Consider the following 17,241-nt stretch of genomic DNA (forward strand, 5'->3'; position numbering starts at 1 on the left):
AAAAGTCACCCCACCCCGAACCTTCGGTTCGACCCTCCCCCTTAAGGGGAGGGTGAGCGGTTGCCGGACCGCCAATCGCGCCAGCAACCGTCATCGAAAAGGGTGATGTCGTGAACCCCAAAAAACTTCTTCAAACGTTTCTAATTCTTATTCTTTCTGCCCTCGCCGCACCCGCCTTCGCGCAGGGTGCCGATCCGAAGCCGCTGTTCAATCAGCTGGCGGACGCCAATTTCAATCGGGCCGAGGAACTGATCAGCCAGATCGCTGCGACCGGCGATCCGCGCGTGGTTTCCGCTCTCGAAGCCTTTGCCGAAGGCGATCTCTATTTCCACAAGTCCGACAAGGCGGTCTTCATCGCCAAGGCTGCCGGTTCGAATGTCGCGCTGACCGATGCCCTCACCGGTGAAAGCGCGGGCGACGCGCCGAAGGCTGCCGTTACCAAGATCCGCGTCAATAACAATCTCCGCCGTGTCATCCGCTCCGCCCTCGGCGGTCTCACTCTGCTCAGCCCCGACCGCGCCGTGCGGCTCTCGGCAGCCGATGCCGTGTTGCGCTCTCCGAGCCCGGAAAACCTCGAACTCGTGGAAGCCGCGCTCGCCAAGGAAACCGATGCGGAGGTGAAGACCCGGATGGAAGAGGCGCGCGCCGTTTCGCTGCTCTCCTCCGATCGCTCCGTCGAGGAGAAGCGCGCCGCGATAGAGACCATCCGCAACTATGGCGGTCGTGACGCGATCGGCATCCTGCGCGCCGCCTATGGCTCGGCCGATGCCAGCCTGCAGACGGAGATCGACGCCGCCGTCGCTTCGATCGAAGGCGATCTGGCGCTGTGGGACATGGCGCAGAACGTCTGGTATGGGCTGTCGCTCGGCTCGGTCCTGCTGCTTGCGGCGATCGGCCTTGCGATCACCTTCGGCGTGATGGGCATCATCAACATGGCGCATGGCGAGATGGTCATGCTCGGCGCCTATTCCACCTTTGTCGTGCAGGAGCTGATCCGCGCCAACGCGCCGGGCCTGTTCGACTGGTCGCTGGCGATCGCGCTGCCCGTCGCGTTCATCGTGACCGGCGCCGTCGGTCTCGTGCTGGAGCGCGGCGTCATCCGTTTCCTTTACGGCCGGCCGCTCGAAACCCTGCTCGCCACCTGGGGCGTCTCGCTGATCCTGCAACAGGCGATCCGCTCGATCTTCGGCCCCACCAACCGTGAAGTTGGCAATCCTTCCTGGATGTCCGGTTCCTTCGGTTTGGGCGGCATGACGGTCACCTGGAACCGGCTCTGGATCATCGTCTTCTCGCTGACGATCTTTTTCGCGCTACTGGTGCTTCTGAAGCGCTCGGCTTTCGGTCTTCAGATGCGCGCCGTCACCCAGAACCGCCGCATGGCGTCGTCCATGGGCATCCGCACGCCCTGGATCGACGCCTTCACCTTCGCGCTCGGTTCCGGCATTGCAGGGATTGCGGGCGTGGCGCTTTCCCAGATCGACAACGTCTCGCCGAACCTCGGCCAGAGCTACATCATCGACAGTTTCATGGTGGTGGTCTTCGGCGGTGTGGGCAATCTCTGGGGCACGCTGGTGGGCGCCATGTCGCTCGGCATCCTCAACAAGTTCCTTGAACCTTCGGTTGGCGCGGTACTCGGCAAGATCCTCGTGCTGGTGCTCATCATCCTCTTCATCCAGAAACGTCCGCGCGGCCTCTTCGCGCTCAAGGGAAGGGCGGTGGAAGCATGATTACGGGCTTCATTCTGCGCGCGCTCGACGGCAAGATCATCGTCGCCATTGCCATATTGCTCGGCGTTGCCATCCTCGTGCCGGCGCTCAACCTGCTCACCCCACCGGATAGCGCCTTCCATATCCCCACCTATGCCATGGCGCTGATGGGCAAGTATCTCTGCTACGCGCTGCTGGCGCTGGCGCTCGATCTCGTCTGGGGCTATTGCGGCATCCTTTCGCTCGGCCACGGCGCCTTCTTCGCGCTCGGCGGCTATGCCATGGGCATGTATCTGATGCGGCAGATCGGCAGCCGCGGCGTCTACGGCAATCCCGAACTGCCGGATTTCATGGTGTTCCTCAACTGGCAGGAGCTTCCCTGGTTCTGGCACGGGTTCGACATGTTCTGGTTCGCCATGCTGATGGTGCTTGTCGTGCCGGGCCTGCTCGCCTTCGTGTTCGGCTGGTTCGCTTTCCGCTCCCGCGTCAACGGCGTCTATCTCTCAATCATCACCCAGGCGATGACCTATGCGCTGATGCTCGCCTTCTTCCGCAACGACATGGGCTTCGGCGGTAATAACGGGTTGACGGACTACAAGGATATCCTTGGCTTCTCGGTCCAGGCGGACGGCACGCGCGCCGTGCTCTTCGCCATGTCGGCGGTGATGCTGGCGCTCTGCCTGCTGATCGCCTCCGGCATTGTTCGCTCCAAGTTCGGCAAGGTGCTGGTCGGCGTGCGCGATGCCGAAAGCCGGGTGCGCTTCCTCGGCTTCCGAGTCGAGCATATCAAGCTCTTCACCTTCGTCGTCTCCGCCATGATGGCCGGCATTGCCGGCGCGCTCTTCGTGCCGCAGGTCGGCATCATCAACCCCGGTGAATTCGCGCCTGCCAACTCCATCGAAGTGGTGGTGTGGACGGCGGTCGGCGGGCGCGGCACGCTGATCGGGCCGATCATCGGCGCGGTTCTGGTCAATTCCGGGAAAAGCTTCTTCACCGGCGCCTTCCCGGAATTCTGGCTTTACGCGCTGGGCGGCCTCTTCATCGCCGTCACGCTCTTCCTGCCGAAGGGTATCGTCGGGACGATCCAACACGGCTTCAGCTCCCGCAAGGCCATGAAGGCCGCTCGCGAGGCGGAAAAGGGCAGGGACGCCCAAACCCCGATGGCACAGGCAGCGGAGTGAGACGATGAACACGATTGCCGAAACCAGAGCCAAGAGCCTGCTTTACCTCGATGGTGTTTCCGTCTCGTTCGACGGGTTCAAGGCGCTGAATTCGCTCTCCTTCGTGGTGGAGCCGGGTGAGCTTCGCGCCATCATCGGCCCGAACGGGGCCGGCAAGACGACAATGATGGACATCATCACCGGCAAGACGCGGCCCGACACCGGCACAGTGCTATTCGAAGACACCGTCGACCTTACGAAAAAGGACGAGGCCGACATCGCCCAGCTCGGCATCGGCCGGAAGTTTCAGAAGCCGACAGTCTTCGAAAGCCATACGGTCTGGGACAATCTGGAGCTGGCGCTGAACCGCTTGCGCGGTGTCTTCGCAACGCTGTTTTACAAGCTCTCGCCGGAAGACAAGGCGCGCATCGAGGAAATCCTCGAGACGATCCGCATGACGCACCGGAAGGACGAACTGGCCGCAAACCTTTCGCATGGCCAGAAGCAGTGGCTGGAGATCGGCATGCTGCTGGCGCAGGAACCGAAACTCCTTCTGGTGGACGAGCCGGTCGCGGGCATGACGGATGCGGAAACGGCGGAGACGGCCGTGCTCCTGAAGGAGATCGCCAAGACGCGCTCTGTCGTAGTGGTCGAGCATGACATGGGTTTCATCCGTGAGCTTGGAGTGAAGGTGACGTGTCTGGCGGAAGGTTCGGTGCTGGCGGAAGGTTCGATCGATTTCGTCTCGAACGATCCGAAGGTGATCGAGAATTATCTGGGGCGGTGAGGTGAACGCTGTGCCACATGTTGAAGAAAGTCCCCTCCCCAACCCCTCCCCACAAGGGGGAGGGGCTTCAACGCCCTGCTCGGCGCTTTCGCTTGAGGCAACAAGGTGCCACGAGTCTTTTCCCCCCTTGTGGGGGAGATGGCCGGCAGGCCAGAGGGGGAGTTATTTGGCGCTGACTCTGCGGAGATCCTTATGCTGACAGTCAACAACGTCAATCTCCATTACGGCGCGGCGCAGGCGCTGCGTGGTGTGTCGATCACCGCCGAGATGGGCAAGATCACCTGTGTGCTGGGGCGGAACGGCGTGGGGAAGAGCTCTCTTCTCCGCGCCGTTACCGGCCAGCATGCGGTGAGTGGCGGCGTCATCAGCTTCCAGGGCGAGGTGCTGAACGGTCTCGCTCCCTATGCGCGCGCCAAGCACGGCATCGGCTATGTGCCGCAGGGGCGGGAAATCTTCCCGCTGCTCACCGTCCAGGAAAACCTCGAAAGCGGCTATGCGCCGCTTGCCCGCAAGGAGCGGTTCGTTCCGGACGAGATATTCGACCTGTTCCCGGTGCTGAAATCCATGCTCGGCCGTCGCGGCGGAGACTTGTCCGGGGGGCAGCAACAGCAGTTGGCGATCGGCCGCGCCATGGTCACGCGGCCGAAGATCCTGGTGCTGGACGAGCCGACCGAAGGTATCCAGCCCTCGATTATCAAGGATATCGGCCGGGCGATCCGCTATCTGCGGGATTCGACCGGCATGGCCATCCTGCTGGTCGAACAATATCTCGATTTCTGCCGGGAGCTTGCCGATCAGGTCTACATCATGGATCGCGGTGAGATCGTTCACGAAGGTCCGGCCGAGACGCTGGATATGCCGGAAGCAAGGCGGCATCTCACCGTATGAACCCAGTATTTCACGGATGAAGGTTTATATCCCGGCGCAGTATTTCGTGCATTTCACCAGGGTCTAATATGTGTTACCAAGGCGGCGTTTAGGGCAGCCCCGCACATTGTCGACACTGCTCGTGCACTCATGATGAGGCGCTGATGGATTTTGCTCGCGTTCCCGGTACCTTTTCCAGGCCCGCTCTTGCTCGCGTCGTCGCAGTAGGGGCTTTTTTATTGGGCGCGAGTACGGTGCAGGCTCTGGCGGGGTGCGGCCAGCCGATGGAGCCGGGGCGACACCCCATGACGATCCGCTCGACGGATGCGGTGCGGTCCGGCGTCTATTTCGTCCCGTCTTCCTATACCGGCGCCCAGAAGGTGCCGGTGGTGTTCGATTTCCACGGCAGCAACAGCAATCCGAATGGCCAGCTTGCCCGCAGTTCCTGGGACAAGATGGCCGAGCGCGAGGGCTTCATCGTGGTCGCCCTTCAGGGAAGCCTTACCGGCAATATGCCGGGCACCTATGCCTGGAACGTGCCCTATGTCACGACCCAGCCCGGCGGGCTCGACGAGGTAGGCTTCATCAAGGCGACCCTCGGCCAGGTCAAGCAGGAATTCTGCGTCGATCCGTCTCGCATCTACGCCTCGGGTTATTCCGGCGGCGGGCGCATGCTCTCGGCCTATATCTGCGGCGGCAATGACGATTTCGCGGCGGCCGGTTTCGTGCATTCGCTCCGGGCAGGGCGCCCGATCCAGATCGAAGGAAAGTGGGCCCCGGATACGGAAGGCTGCAAGCCGGCAAAGCCGGTCTCGATCATGGCGTTCGCCGGCGAGAAGGATAGTGCCAATCCCTATGCCGGCGGCGGAAAGACCTATTGGCAATATGGTTTCAAGGCGGCGGTGAAGCGCTGGACGGAGCTTGACGGCTGCACCGGCAACGGCAAGACCGAAACGATCGGCGGCATCACCTACAGCCTTCACGATACCTGCAAGGCGGGCGCGCGGATTGCTTCCTATGTCTTCGCGAACGGTACGCACGACTGGCCGAAGCCGAGCGCGACCGAGAAGGTGATCGCCGCTGCCGCGGAGGTGGAGGCGGGCGTCGTCAAGGTCTCGTCCGCCAAGAAGCCGAGCTTCGATCCCAATATTGATCCTGCGTCGAGAATGTGGGAGTTCTTCCGCAAGGCCGACAGCACGGACGTCATCGCCACCGCTGCGCCGGCCAAGAGCAAGTCTGGCACGGCTGTTGCATCGGATTGCGCGACAGGAGCCGAACTTCAGGGGACGACGTGCAGCAGCAGCCGGACAGTGGATATGCGCCACAGCGTGCAAGAGGGGCGGGGCGCCTTGTAACCAAGGCGTTCGCGGGCCGCACCCGGCTCGCCGAGTTCTATCAGGAAGGCTGCGCAAAAATTCGCCTTCCCGAGACGTTTTCGCCCGAGATGGAGGCGATCCTCATCAATACTTCCGGAGGGCTGACGGGCGGCGATGTCGTCGAATGGTCCGTTACCGCGGCAGCCTCCACCAATCTTTCCATCACCACCCAGGCCAATGAGAAGATCTACAAGGCAGCCGCCGACACGGCATCGCTTACCACGCGCATTTCGGTCGGGGAGAACGCCTCGGTTCACTGGCTGCCGCAGGAAACGATCCTGTTTAACCGCGCTTCGCTGACCAGGCGGCTTGAGGTCGATCTTCATGAAAGCGCGGAATTCCTGGCCGTCGAAGCCGTCATCTTCGGCCGTCAGGCGATGGGTGAGGCGGTTGGGCAAGGCTTCTTCCGCGATCGCTGGCGGGTGCGCCGCGAGGGCAGGCTGATCCATGCGGAAGAAGCGCGCTTCGAGGGCGAGATAGAGCGCACGGTGCGGCAGTCGGCCGTCCTTTCCGGCCAGATCGCCTATGCCACGCTCTTCTATTCCGGGCCACTTGCGGAGGCTTTCCTTCCGAAATTGCACCAGTGCCTGGAGGGGGCGACGGGCGGCGTCAGCCATTGGAACGGCAAGCTCGTGGCGAGGCTGACCGCGCCGAGCGGGTTCGAGTTGAGAAAAGTTCTGGTACCGGCAATTACCGTATTGCGAAACGGCGCGGCGGTGCCAAAAGTCTGGAACATCTGATTTGCCACATCCGAATTTCCCATATCGGAATTTGATCGCGGGACGCCCATGAACCTGACGCCGAGAGAAAAAGACAAACTGCTGATCGCCATGGCGGCGATCGTCGCGCGCCGACGGCTGGAGCGTGGGGTGAAGCTCAACTATCCGGAAGCGATCGCGCTGATCACCGATTTCGTGGTGGAAGGGGCCCGCGACGGCCGTTCCGTCGCCGACCTCATGGAAGCCGGTGCGCATGTCATCACCCGCGAGCAGGTGATGGAAGGTATCGCGGAGATGATCCACGACGTGCAGGTGGAAGCGACGTTCCCGGACGGCACCAAGCTCGTCACCGTGCATGAACCGATACGTTAAGACCGTGGGAGATTGATTCATGATTCCGGGCGAAGTGATTGCCGCCAAAGGCGAAATCGAGCTCAATGCCGGCGCGCCGACGGTGACGATAGAAGTCTCCAATACCGGCGACCGGCCGATACAGGTCGGCAGCCATTATCATTTCTTCGAGACGAATAACGGTCTCTCCTTCGACCGCGAAAAGGCGCGCGGCATGCGGCTCGACATTCCCGCCGGAACGGCCGTTCGCTTCGAGCCCGGCCAGATGAGGGCTGTGACGCTGATCCCGCTTTCGGGCAAGCGCACGGTCTACGGTTTCCAGCAGAAGGTCATGGGCGCGCTGTGATGGCATGCCCACAACCGTCATCCTCGGGCTTGTGCCGAGGATCTGCCATAAGAAGAAGAAATAGTTCCATCAGTCGTGACAGACACACAAGCGTACCGCCCCACGTTTTTCCGTTGTAGATCCTCGGGACAAGTCCGAGGATGACGAAGCAGGTGAGATAGAGCCATGCCCTACAAGATGCCCCGCGCCGCCTATGCCAGCATGTTCGGCCCGACCGTGGGCGACAAGGTCCGGCTTGCCGATACCGAGCTCTTCATCGAGGTGGAGAAGGATTTCACCACCTATGGCGAGGAAGTGAAGTTCGGCGGCGGCAAGGTAATCCGCGACGGCATGGGCCAGAGCCAGGCCACGCGCGCGGAAGGGGCGGTAGATACCGTCATCACCAACGCGGTGATCGTCGACCATTCCGGCATCTACAAGGCCGATGTCGGCCTGAAGAACGGCCGCATCCATGCGATCGGCAAGGCGGGCAATCCGGATACGCAGCCCGGCGTGACGATCATCGTCGGGCCGTCGACGGAGGCGATTGCCGGCGAAGGCAAGATCCTGACGGCCGGCGGCATGGATGCGCATATCCACTTCATCTGCCCGCAGCAGATCGAGGAAGCGCTGATGAGCGGCGTCACGACCATGCTCGGCGGGGGCTCGGGCCCGGCGCATGGCACGCTTGCCACCACCTGCACCGGCGCATGGCATATCGAGCGGATGATCGAGAGCTTCGATGCCTTCCCGATGAATCTCGCCCTTGCCGGCAAGGGCAATGCCTCGCTTCCCGCGCCGATCGAAGAAATGATCCTCGCCGGCGCTTCCAGCCTCAAGCTGCACGAGGATTGGGGCACGACGCCGGCCGCGATCGACAACTGCCTCACCGTCGCCGATCAGTACGACGTGCAGGTGATGATCCACACCGACACGCTGAACGAGAGCGGCTTCGTGGAGGATACCGTCGCGGCGATCAAGGGCCGCACCATCCATGCCTTCCATACGGAAGGGGCGGGCGGAGGCCATGCGCCGGACATCATCAAGGTCTGCGGGCAGCCGAACGTCATCCCGTCCTCCACCAACCCGACGCGGCCCTATACGGTCAACACGCTCGCCGAGCATCTCGACATGCTGATGGTCTGCCATCACCTGTCTCCGTCGATCCCCGAGGACATCGCATTCGCCGAAAGCCGTATCCGCAAGGAAACGATCGCGGCCGAAGACATCCTGCACGATATCGGCGCGTTCTCGATCATCTCGTCGGACAGCCAGGCCATGGGCCGCGTCGGCGAAGTGGCGATTCGCACCTGGCAGACGGCCGACAAGATGAAGCGGCAGCGCGGGCAGTTGAAGGAAGAGACCGGCGACAACGACAATTTCCGTGTCCGCCGCTATATCGCCAAATACACGATCAATCCGGCGATCGCGCACGGCGTCTCCCACGAGATCGGCTCGGTCGAAGTGGGAAAACGCGCCGACCTCGTGCTCTGGAACCCGGCCTTCTTCGGCGTGAAGCCGGAAATGGTGCTGCTCGGCGGCTCGATCGCTGCAGCCCCGATGGGCGATCCGAATGCCTCCATCCCGACACCGCAGCCGATGCATTATCGGCCGATGTTCGCAGCCTACGGCAAACTCCGGACGAACTCCTCCGTCACCTTCGTCTCGCAGGCTTCGCTGGATGCCGGGCTTGCGCAGCGTCTCGGCGTCGCCAAGAAGCTGGTGGCGGTGAAGAATGTGCGCGGTGGCATCTCCAAGGCCTCGATGATCCACAATTCGGCGACGCCGCATGTGGAGGTCGATCCCGAAACCTACGAGGTGCGCGCCGATGGTGAACTCTTGACCTGCGAACCGGCCACCGTGTTGCCGATGGCGCAGCGATACTTTCTGTTCTAACGTTATGCGAGCGGGCCGGACGGCTGCGCCAACTTCAAGGGGAGTTCGTCATGATCGCATGGTCGATATTCGTTCCCGCCTGCTTCGCGCTCAATTGCGCGCCGGGCCCGAACAACATGCTGGCGTTTTCCAATGCGGCGAGGCTTGGCGCGGCACCGGCCCTGCTCGGCGGTCTCGGGCGGATGCCGGCCTTCGCCTTCCTCATATTGATCACCATTCTCGGCCTCGGCGCGGTGCTGGCGGCGTCCTCCGTTGCCTTCACGATCATCAAGTTTGCGGGCGCCATCTACCTCATTTATGTCGGCATCCAGTTCTGGCGGAAGGCTCGGGAACTCGCCTCGATGCGCTCGGCCGATGCCAGCGTAAAAGCGCTGATGCGTCGGGATTTCACGCTCGCCATCAGCAATCCCAAGGCGATCGCCATCTTCACGGCATTCTTCCCGCAGTTCATCGATCCTTCGCAACCTGCCTGGAGCCAGCTTGCGGAGATGGGGATCGTGTTTCTCCTGCTCGAAGTGGGCGCGGTGGCGGTTTACGTGCTGGCCGGCGTGCTGCTGCGCAAGGCGCTCCGTTCGGAACGCATCTTCGTCCATCTCAACCGGCTGGTCGGCGGTGTTCTCGTTGCTTCCGGCGGCTCCATGGCGCTTTCCAGCCGCTGAGCCACGACGCTGAGGTACGGCGCTTTGGAGCGAGAATGAAAAAGGCATTGCGCCGGCTCTTTGCCGCCATTCTGGTGATCGTGCTTGCCGTCGCGGCGGGAACTTTCATCCCGCGTCCCTTGTTTGCTCCCGCCCGCTCGGAGGATTCGGCGGAACGAAGACGTATCCTCGTGCTGTCCAATCCGATCCATAGCGATATCGTTATCTCTCTAACTGAAGACACCCGCGCCGCTTTCGGTTTTCTGGAGCGCTTTGGTGTCCCGGTTGCTGATCCGGCGGCACAATGGTTGGTGGTCGGTTGGGGAGGCCGCGCCTTCTACATCGAAACGCCGACATGGGCGGACCTCAAGGCGCTGCCGGTTCTCCGCGCGCTGACGGTAGACAGCTCGGTCCTGCATGTGGACGTTGCTGGCGAGCTTGATGAAAACCATCCTGCGGTCTCCGCCTTCGATCTCGATTCGGGGCAGTTTCAGCAGCTTTCCGCCTTCATTCAGGCGAGTTTCATGGGCGAAGCCGGCGAAGTCGTTGCGGTTGGAGACACCGGTTATGGAGCGTATGACCGGTTCTTCGAGGCGAAAGGCTATTTCAACGCCTTCCTCGGTTGCAATACCTGGACGGCCGCCGCACTTCGTACTGCCGGATTGCGCACCGGGCTCTGGAATCCGCTGCCGCAGACGCTTACGCTCTCGCTCGAGCTTTTCAATTGATCGGAGTTTTTGATGCAGCATATCCATTCCTACCGCCCGGCCGGCGAGGTCACCGATCCGCCGATCGACACCGTCACCCTTCCGCATGATCTCCGACATCTCCGCCGCAAGCTCCTGCACCTTTCGAACGGCGACATGGTGATGCTCGATCTCAAGGAGGCGGTGCTCTTCCATCATGGCGATCGGCTGGTGCTGGAAAGCGGCGATACTGTCGAAGTGCAGGCCGCACCCGAAAAGCTGTTCGAGGTGAAGGCGCGCGATACGCTTCATCTCATCGAACTCGCCTGGCATCTCGGCAACCGGCACCTTTCGGCGCAGATCGAGGAGGGGCGCATTCTGATCCTGCGTGATCATGTCATCCGCAACATGCTCGAGGGGCTCGGCGCAACGGTTACCGAGGTCGAGGAGCCGTTCCAGCCGGCGCGCGGGGCCTATCATTCGCACGGCAGTCATTCCCATGGGCATTCGCATGGTCATGACCATCATCATCATGACTGACGCGAAATGAGCGGCGGGCTCGATACGCAGGCCCTGCTTCGGTTGATGGCCTGGCTTTCTCCGGCCTTTCCGATCGGCGGCTTTGCCTGGTCTGGCGGGTTGGAAAGGGCGGTGCATGATGGCCTTGTCAGAACCGCGGATGATCTTTCCGATTGGCTTGCCACGCTTATGAGCCACGGCGGCCTGTGGAACGATGCCGTGCTGTTCCGGGAAGCCTTCGGGCAATTCGGGAACGGCGCGGGTTTAAGGGAAGCGTCGGAACTGGGGCTGGCGCTTGCCGGATCGGCGGAGCGGCATGCCGAGACGCTGGCGCTTGGCCGGGCTTTCGTCACGGCGGCATCGGCCTGGCCGGCCGGGGTATTCGAGCTGTTGCCCGCCGACGTGCCGTTTCCGGTCGCAGTCGGATCGGTCGCCGCCGCGCATGGCGTGCCGGCTGAAAAGGCACTGGCAGCCTATCTGCATGCGGCCGTGTCGCAATCGGTCTCGGCGGCGATCCGGCTCGGCGTCTGCGGCCAAAGCGAGGGGGTGGCGGTGATCGCCCGCCTGGAGGCGCAGATCGGGGAGGTGGCGGAGCGCGCGAGCGGTTCGATGCTCGATGATTTCGGAAGCGCTGCCGTGCAGGCGGATATCGCCTCGCTCCGGCATGAGAGGCAGCATTCGCGGCTGTTCCGTTCCTAGACGGGTTAGAATTACGCGAACGATTTTGAAAGGAAGCACACGATGAAATCGGCGAACGGACCCCTGCGGGTGGGCATCGGCGGACCGGTGGGTTCGGGCAAGACCGCGCTCACCGAAAAGCTCTGCAAGGCGATGCGGGAAGAGTATTCCGTCGCGGTCGTCACCAACGACATCTACACCAAGGAGGATGCCGAGGCGCTGGTGCGGATGCAGGCGCTTTCCTCCGACCGCATCGTCGGCGTGGAAACGGGCGGCTGCCCGCACACCGCCATCCGCGAGGACGCGACGATCAATCTGCAGGCGATCGCCGGGCTGACAGAGCGGTTTCCCGATCTCGATGTGGTGTTCATCGAATCCGGCGGCGATAACCTTGCGGCGACCTTCTCGCCCGATCTCGCCGATATCACCATCTATGTGATCTCCACCTGTCAGGGCGAGGAAATCCCACGCAAGGGCGGACCGGGCATCACCCGCTCCGATCTCCTCGTCATCAACAAGAAGGACCTCGCCCCCTATGTCGGGGCCGATCTCGACGTGATGGACCGCGATGCGAGCCGCATGCGGGAGGCGAAACCGCATGTCTTCACGGATTTGAAGCGCGGCGAGGGCGTCGATCACATCGTCCGCTTTTTGCGGGAAAACGGCGGGCTTTGATCCTTACCGTATTCTGTCATCCAGATACGAAAACGCCGGGCGAGCCCGGCGTTTTTTTATAGTGCGGCCGATCATTCCGCCGCGAGCGGCGGCAGGCGCAGCACATTGCTGCCCTGGCCTCCGGGCGAACGGTCGTCGTTGGCGCTGGTCTGCTGCCGCTCGATATGGGCAAGCCTTTCCTCGATCGCGGTAATGGAGGCTGCGTTCTTCCGGGCAACCTTGTCGAGTTCCTCGGTCGAAAGGGGAACATCTTCCACGTCCTTCTTGCCCACCATGCGACCAAAGATCTTGGCGAGCAGGCGGGAGAGATCGTCCATGATCAGGAAAAAGGAGGGAACGACCACCAGTGACAGCACCGTCGAGACAATGATGCCGCCGATCACGGCGATCGCCATCGGCGCACGGAAGGAGCCGCCTTCGCCGATGCCGAGCGCGGAAGGCAGCATGCCTGCCGACATGGCGATCGACGTCATGATGATCGGGCGCGCCCGCTTGCGGCCGGCCTCGACCATGGCGTGGACGCGCTCCATGCCGTGGCGGCGCATCTCGATGGCGAAATCCACCAGCAGGATGGCGTTCTTCGTCACGATGCCCATCAGCATCAGGATGCCGATGAGGACCGGCATGGACATGGCGTTCTGCGTTGCGATCAGCGCCACGGCCACACCGCCGATGGCCAGCGGCAGCGAGAACAGGATGGTGAAGGGCTGGATCACGTCCTTGAAGAGCAGGATCAGCACCACCAGCACCAGCATCAGACCGAGCAGCATCGCGTTAGCGAAGCTCTGGGTCATCTCCGCCTGGATCTTGGCGTCGCCGCTTTCGGCCAGCCGCACGGTGGAGGGCAGTTCGGTCGCCTCCACGATGCGCTTGAACTCGGCGCTCGACGTATCGAGTGCCGTACCGAAGGGCACGTCGGAACCGATCGAAACCACGCGGCTGCGGTCGTTGCGCTTGATCGAGCTCGGACCTTCCGCGTAGTCGATATCGGCCACGCTGTAGAGCGGCACGCTCTGGCCGGCGGCGGTCTTGACCTTCAGCGCGCGGATCGCTGCGAGATCGCGGCGCATGTCGAGCGACGTCTGCACGCGGATCGGGATCTGCCGGTCGTCCAGCGAGATCTTCGCGAGGTTGGCGTCGATGTCGCCGATGGTGGCGACGCGGATGGTCTCCGATATCTGCTGCGGCGTGATGCCGAGCCGCGAGGCCTGGTCCATGCGCGGGCGGATTTGCAGTTCGGGCCGGGGCAGGGCGCCCTCGGAGCTTACGTTGACGAGGATCGGCGAGGCGCGTAGGCGCGATTCAAGCAGGCTCACCGCCTCGTTCAGGTCCGCCTCGTTGGTCGAGAGGAAGTTGAACGAGAGATCGCGCTCGGCCCGGTCGTTGAGCTTGGCGATGCGGACGTCGGCGATAGGCTGCACCTTTGCCAGGATTTCCTTCTCGATATCCCATTGCGGACGCGTGCGGCCGTGGACCTCCATCTTCGGCAGGTAATCGCCGATGAGCGGGATAGAGCCGAGGCCCTTGTTGACGAGGGTTTTCAGGAGCGAGTGTTCGATATTGCTGAGAATGACGCGCACTGTGGCGCGGCGCAGTTCGAGGTCGCCCTTGGGAGACGCGCCGCCGAGCACGAAGATGCTTTCGATGCCATCGACATTGCTGATGGTATCGTAGATCTCCTTGGTCTTGACCTCGGTCTCCTCGAGCGTGGCATTCGGCGGCAGTTCCACGGAAAGCACGATGCGCGAGGAATCTTCCGGCGGTATGAAGCTGCCCGGAACCTGGGCGAGCAGCATCACCGAGCCGATCAGGAAGCCGATCGCCGCCAGCAGCGTCGTATAGCGCCAGTACCATTTGCGGGTCGTGCCGCTCACGAGCCGGGTATAGGCCTTCATCAGACGGCTGTCGTTGTCGTGATGGTCTTCCATCGCGTCTTCGGCGCGCATCAGATAGGCGGCCATCAGCGGAGTGATGAGGCGCGCCACCATCAATGAGAAGAACACCGAGAAGGCGACAGTCAGGCCGAACTGGATGAAATACTGGCCGGGAATGCCCGGCATGAAGGAGACCGGCACGAAGACCGCGATGATGGTGAAGCTGGTCGCGATGACCGCCAGACCGATTTCGTCGGCGGCTTCGAGAGCCGCCCGGTAAGGCGTCTTGCCCATCTTGATATGCCGGGCGATGTTCTCGATCTCGACGATCGCATCGTCCACCAGGATACCGGTCGCGAGCGTCAGCGCCAGGAAGCTCACGAGGTTCAGCGAGAACCCCATGATATCCATGATCCAGAAGGTCGGGATGGCGGAAAGCGGCAGAGCGACCGCCGCGATCAGCGTCGCTCGCCAGTTGCGCAGGAAGAGCAGCACGACGATGATGGCGAGGATCGAGCCTTCCATCAGCGTGTGAAGCGCCGCCTCGTAGTTGCCATGGGTGTAATAGACCGAATCGTCGACCATCTCGATCGTGACGTTCGGGTTCGCCTTGCGTACCTCGACGAGGCTTTCCGCCACGGTGTCAGCGACCGAAACTTCGCTGGCGCCCTTGGCGCGGAACACCGCGAAGGTGACCGAGGGCGTGCCGTTGAAGCGCGAGAATGACTTCGGCTCCTCATAGGTGTCGGTGATCGTGCCGAGCTGCGAGAGTCTCACGAAGCGGCCGTTCGGCAACGCGATCGTGGTGTCGGTAAGCTGCGCCACATCGCCCGCATCGCCGAGCGTGCGGATCGTCTGCTCGTTGCCGGCCACCTGGCCGCGCCCGGAGCCGAGATTGACGTTGGTGCCGCGAAGCTGCTGGTTCACTTCCGCCGCGGTGATGCCGTAGGCATCGAGCTTGGCCGGGTTGAGCGCGACGCGGATTTCGCGATCGGCGCCGCCGTAACGGTCGATACGGCCAATGCCGGGCTGGCCCTGTAGGGCGCGCTTGATGGTGTCGTCAACGAACCAGGAGAGCTCCTCCAGCGTCATGTTCGGGGAGGAGACTGCGAAGGTCTGGATCGCCTGACCCTCGACATCCACCTTGGTGACGACGGGCTCCTCGATGCCAGCCGGCAGGTCGCTGCGGATCTTGTCGATCGCGTCCTTGGTGTCCTGCACGGCCTCTTCGGTGGGCTTTTCGATGCGGAACAGCACGACGGTCTGCGACTGTCCGTCGGTCACCGTCGACTGGATTTCGTCGATGCCGCTGATCGAGGCGACCGCGTCCTCGACCTCCTTGGTCACCTGCGCTTCGAGTTCGGCGGGCGAGGCACCGCTCTGGGTAACGGTGATCGAGACGACGGGAACGTCGATATTCGGGAAACGGGTGATCGGCAGCGAAAAGAACGACTGCATGCCGAGATAGAGCAGCAGCGCAAAACCAAGCAGCGGGGCGATCGGATTGCGGATCGACCAGGCGGAGAAGTTCATGGCACGACCTCGGTTAGTTCGAGGCTGCGGATTCGTCCGCAACCGGGGCGATCTTGTCGCCGTCGCGCACGAACGCGCCGGCCTTGGAAACAACCATGTCACCGGCTTCGAGCCCGCTGACGACCTGGACGAAACCGTTGTCCTGGATGCCGGTCTCGATCTTCACCTGCTTGACGACGTTGTTCTCGACCTTGCGGGCGGAGGAGCCGTCGCGATTGGTGATAACCGCCGAAAGCGGCAAGGCGAGGGCATTGGCCTCGCTGACGATGATGTCGGCCTTGGCATACATGCCGGCGCGTGCGCCGCTCTCGTCGTCGATGATGATGTGCACCAGGCCGAGACGGGTGGTGGGATCGACGGTCGGCGAAACGAGCCGCACCCTGCCTTCGATCGTCGTCCTGCCGCCGGCGATGGTGACGAGCGCCTTCTGGCCTGCCTCGATCTTCTGGATGTCGGTTTCCGAAAGATCGGCAACGAGTTCTATCGCGCCATCCTTGATGACGGAGAAAAGCGGTTCGCCGCTTCCGTTGGCGATCGCGCCGATTTTGGCGTTCTTGGCGGAAACCACGCCGTCCACGGGCGTCTTGACGCCGGTGCGGGCAAGCCTAAGATCGATGTCCTCGATCTGGGCTTCGACGACCTTGATGTCGGATTGCCCGACGGCGACCGACTGGTTGGAGGCATTCAACTGCGCCTGGCGCACCTCGACGAGGGCTTCCGCTTGCTCGAGCTGCGAGATCGTGCTCGTTCCGCTCTGACTAAGCCGCTTGGTGCGATCCCGCTGGCGGGTCGCGTCATCCAGGTTAGCCTGCGCCTCGATGACCTGCGCCTTGTATTGCGCGAGGGAGGCTTCGGCCTTGGCCTTGTTCGCCTCGAGCTGGCTCTTCTGCAAGAGAAGCGCGTCGTCGTTGAGGGTCGCGAGCACGCTGTTCGCCTTCACCTCGTCGCCGATGTCGACGTTGAGGGCGCGGATCGACAGGCCGTCCACTAAGGGCTGGATGAAGACTTCCTCGACCGGGCGAATGGTGCCGGTCGCGATGACGCGATCGGTGAGCGCCCTGGTGACCGTCTCGGTCACGACGATGGCCGGCAGTTTGGGTTCAGCGGTGGCGGGAGCGGCAGGCTCCTGCGCAAGCGGAGAGCTGGCGACGAGCGCCACTAAGAGAGCCGGAAAGACGCCGGCAACGTTCGAAGACTTGCGAAGCATGCGATCTTTTCCGTCTGGGCAAAGGGGGCGCCACTTCCGCTGTCATTTCGGCACGGCACCGCGCCCCTCGCGCGTTGACACCCTGCCTGAGGTGGTAACCGGAAATAATGGTTACAAGCCCTCATGAGCAAAGTTCATCGGCTTGCCCTTTTAAGGATTTGCGCTGCACAAATCAATCCATGCCGGCTATCGAAGGAATGTCTTTTGGTTATGTTTTACGTAAGTATCTTTTGAGAAACGCGCG

Annotated in this window: 16 protein-coding genes; 14 read left to right on the forward strand and 2 right to left on the reverse strand. The window is 62.5% G+C overall.

Annotated elements, in window-relative coordinates; translation table 11 throughout:
- Positions 1–143 precede the first annotated feature (143 nt).
- From urtB to ureG, 14 genes are all read left to right on the forward strand, one after another.
- Positions 144–1,727, forward strand: a complete 1,584-nt coding sequence (gene urtB / locus ACE04I_RS08720; protein WP_487206991.1) for an urea ABC transporter permease subunit UrtB — start codon at positions 144–146, stop codon at positions 1,725–1,727.
- On the forward strand, positions 1,724–2,887 hold the full coding sequence (gene urtC, locus ACE04I_RS08725) for an urea ABC transporter permease subunit UrtC (RefSeq protein WP_046794512.1): 1,164 nt from the start codon (positions 1,724–1,726) through the stop codon (positions 2,885–2,887). Before urtB ends, urtC begins: the two co-directional genes overlap by 4 nt.
- 4 nt (positions 2,888–2,891) lie before the next feature.
- A complete protein-coding gene (urtD, locus tag ACE04I_RS08730) occupies positions 2,892–3,653 on the forward strand; it encodes an urea ABC transporter ATP-binding protein UrtD (protein ID WP_046794511.1) in 762 nt (253 codons plus the stop codon).
- Between the two features lie 192 nt (positions 3,654–3,845).
- Positions 3,846–4,541 carry an urea ABC transporter ATP-binding subunit UrtE gene (gene urtE, locus ACE04I_RS08735; RefSeq protein ID WP_046794510.1) on the forward strand — a complete coding sequence of 232 codons (696 nt, stop codon included), beginning with the start codon at positions 3,846–3,848 and terminating at the stop codon, positions 4,539–4,541.
- A gap of 284 nt (positions 4,542–4,825) precedes the next feature.
- Positions 4,826–5,875 carry a CE1 family esterase gene (locus ACE04I_RS08740; protein ID WP_052760396.1) on the forward strand — a complete coding sequence of 350 codons (1,050 nt, stop codon included), beginning with the start codon at positions 4,826–4,828 and terminating at the stop codon, positions 5,873–5,875.
- On the forward strand, positions 5,812–6,636 hold the full coding sequence (locus ACE04I_RS08745) for an urease accessory protein UreD (RefSeq protein ID WP_046794509.1): 825 nt from the start codon (positions 5,812–5,814) through the stop codon (positions 6,634–6,636). Before ACE04I_RS08740 ends, ACE04I_RS08745 begins: the two co-directional genes overlap by 64 nt.
- 48 nt (positions 6,637–6,684) lie before the next feature.
- Positions 6,685–6,987: an urease subunit gamma gene (locus tag ACE04I_RS08750; protein WP_046794508.1), complete on the forward strand. Its 303-nt coding sequence runs from the start codon at positions 6,685–6,687 to the stop codon at positions 6,985–6,987.
- Positions 6,988–7,006: 19 nt separating this feature from the next.
- Positions 7,007–7,312, forward strand: coding sequence for an urease subunit beta (locus tag ACE04I_RS08755; protein WP_046794507.1), 306 nt, complete (start codon positions 7,007–7,009; stop codon positions 7,310–7,312).
- Between the two features lie 165 nt (positions 7,313–7,477).
- The gene (gene ureC / locus ACE04I_RS08760) at positions 7,478–9,187 is read left to right on the forward strand and encodes an urease subunit alpha (RefSeq protein WP_046794506.1); all 1,710 of its coding nucleotides are present in this window, start codon (positions 7,478–7,480) and stop codon (positions 9,185–9,187) included.
- Between the two features lie 50 nt (positions 9,188–9,237).
- Positions 9,238–9,846 (forward strand): LysE family translocator, encoded by a 609-nt coding sequence (locus ACE04I_RS08765; protein ID WP_046794505.1) that lies wholly within the window; start codon positions 9,238–9,240, stop codon positions 9,844–9,846.
- Between the two features lie 35 nt (positions 9,847–9,881).
- Entirely contained in the window at positions 9,882–10,553 is a 672-nt protein-coding gene (locus ACE04I_RS08770) for a TIGR02117 family protein (RefSeq protein WP_487206987.1), read from the forward strand.
- Positions 10,554–10,565: 12 nt separating this feature from the next.
- Complete coding sequence (gene ureE, locus ACE04I_RS08775) at positions 10,566–11,051, forward strand: urease accessory protein UreE (protein ID WP_046794503.1); 486 nt, start codon at positions 10,566–10,568, stop codon at positions 11,049–11,051.
- A gap of 6 nt (positions 11,052–11,057) precedes the next feature.
- Complete coding sequence (locus ACE04I_RS08780; RefSeq protein WP_046794502.1) at positions 11,058–11,729, forward strand: urease accessory protein UreF; 672 nt, start codon at positions 11,058–11,060, stop codon at positions 11,727–11,729.
- Positions 11,730–11,771: 42 nt separating this feature from the next.
- A complete protein-coding gene (gene ureG / locus ACE04I_RS08785) occupies positions 11,772–12,383 on the forward strand; it encodes an urease accessory protein UreG (protein WP_046794501.1) in 612 nt (203 codons plus the stop codon).
- Between the two features lie 71 nt (positions 12,384–12,454).
- Here the strand turns inward: ureG and ACE04I_RS08790 are convergent, their stop codons facing one another.
- Together ACE04I_RS08790 and ACE04I_RS08795 are read right to left on the reverse strand one after the other, a co-directional pair.
- The gene (locus ACE04I_RS08790) at positions 12,455–15,790 is read right to left on the reverse strand and encodes an efflux RND transporter permease subunit (RefSeq protein WP_046794500.1); all 3,336 of its coding nucleotides are present in this window, start codon (positions 15,788–15,790) and stop codon (positions 12,455–12,457) included.
- A gap of 13 nt (positions 15,791–15,803) precedes the next feature.
- Entirely contained in the window at positions 15,804–16,997 is a 1,194-nt protein-coding gene (locus tag ACE04I_RS08795; protein ID WP_046794499.1) for an efflux RND transporter periplasmic adaptor subunit, read from the reverse strand.
- Between the last annotated feature and the right edge of the window lie 244 nt (positions 16,998–17,241).

It is taken from the genome of Rhizobium moroccans, assembly GCF_057559155.1.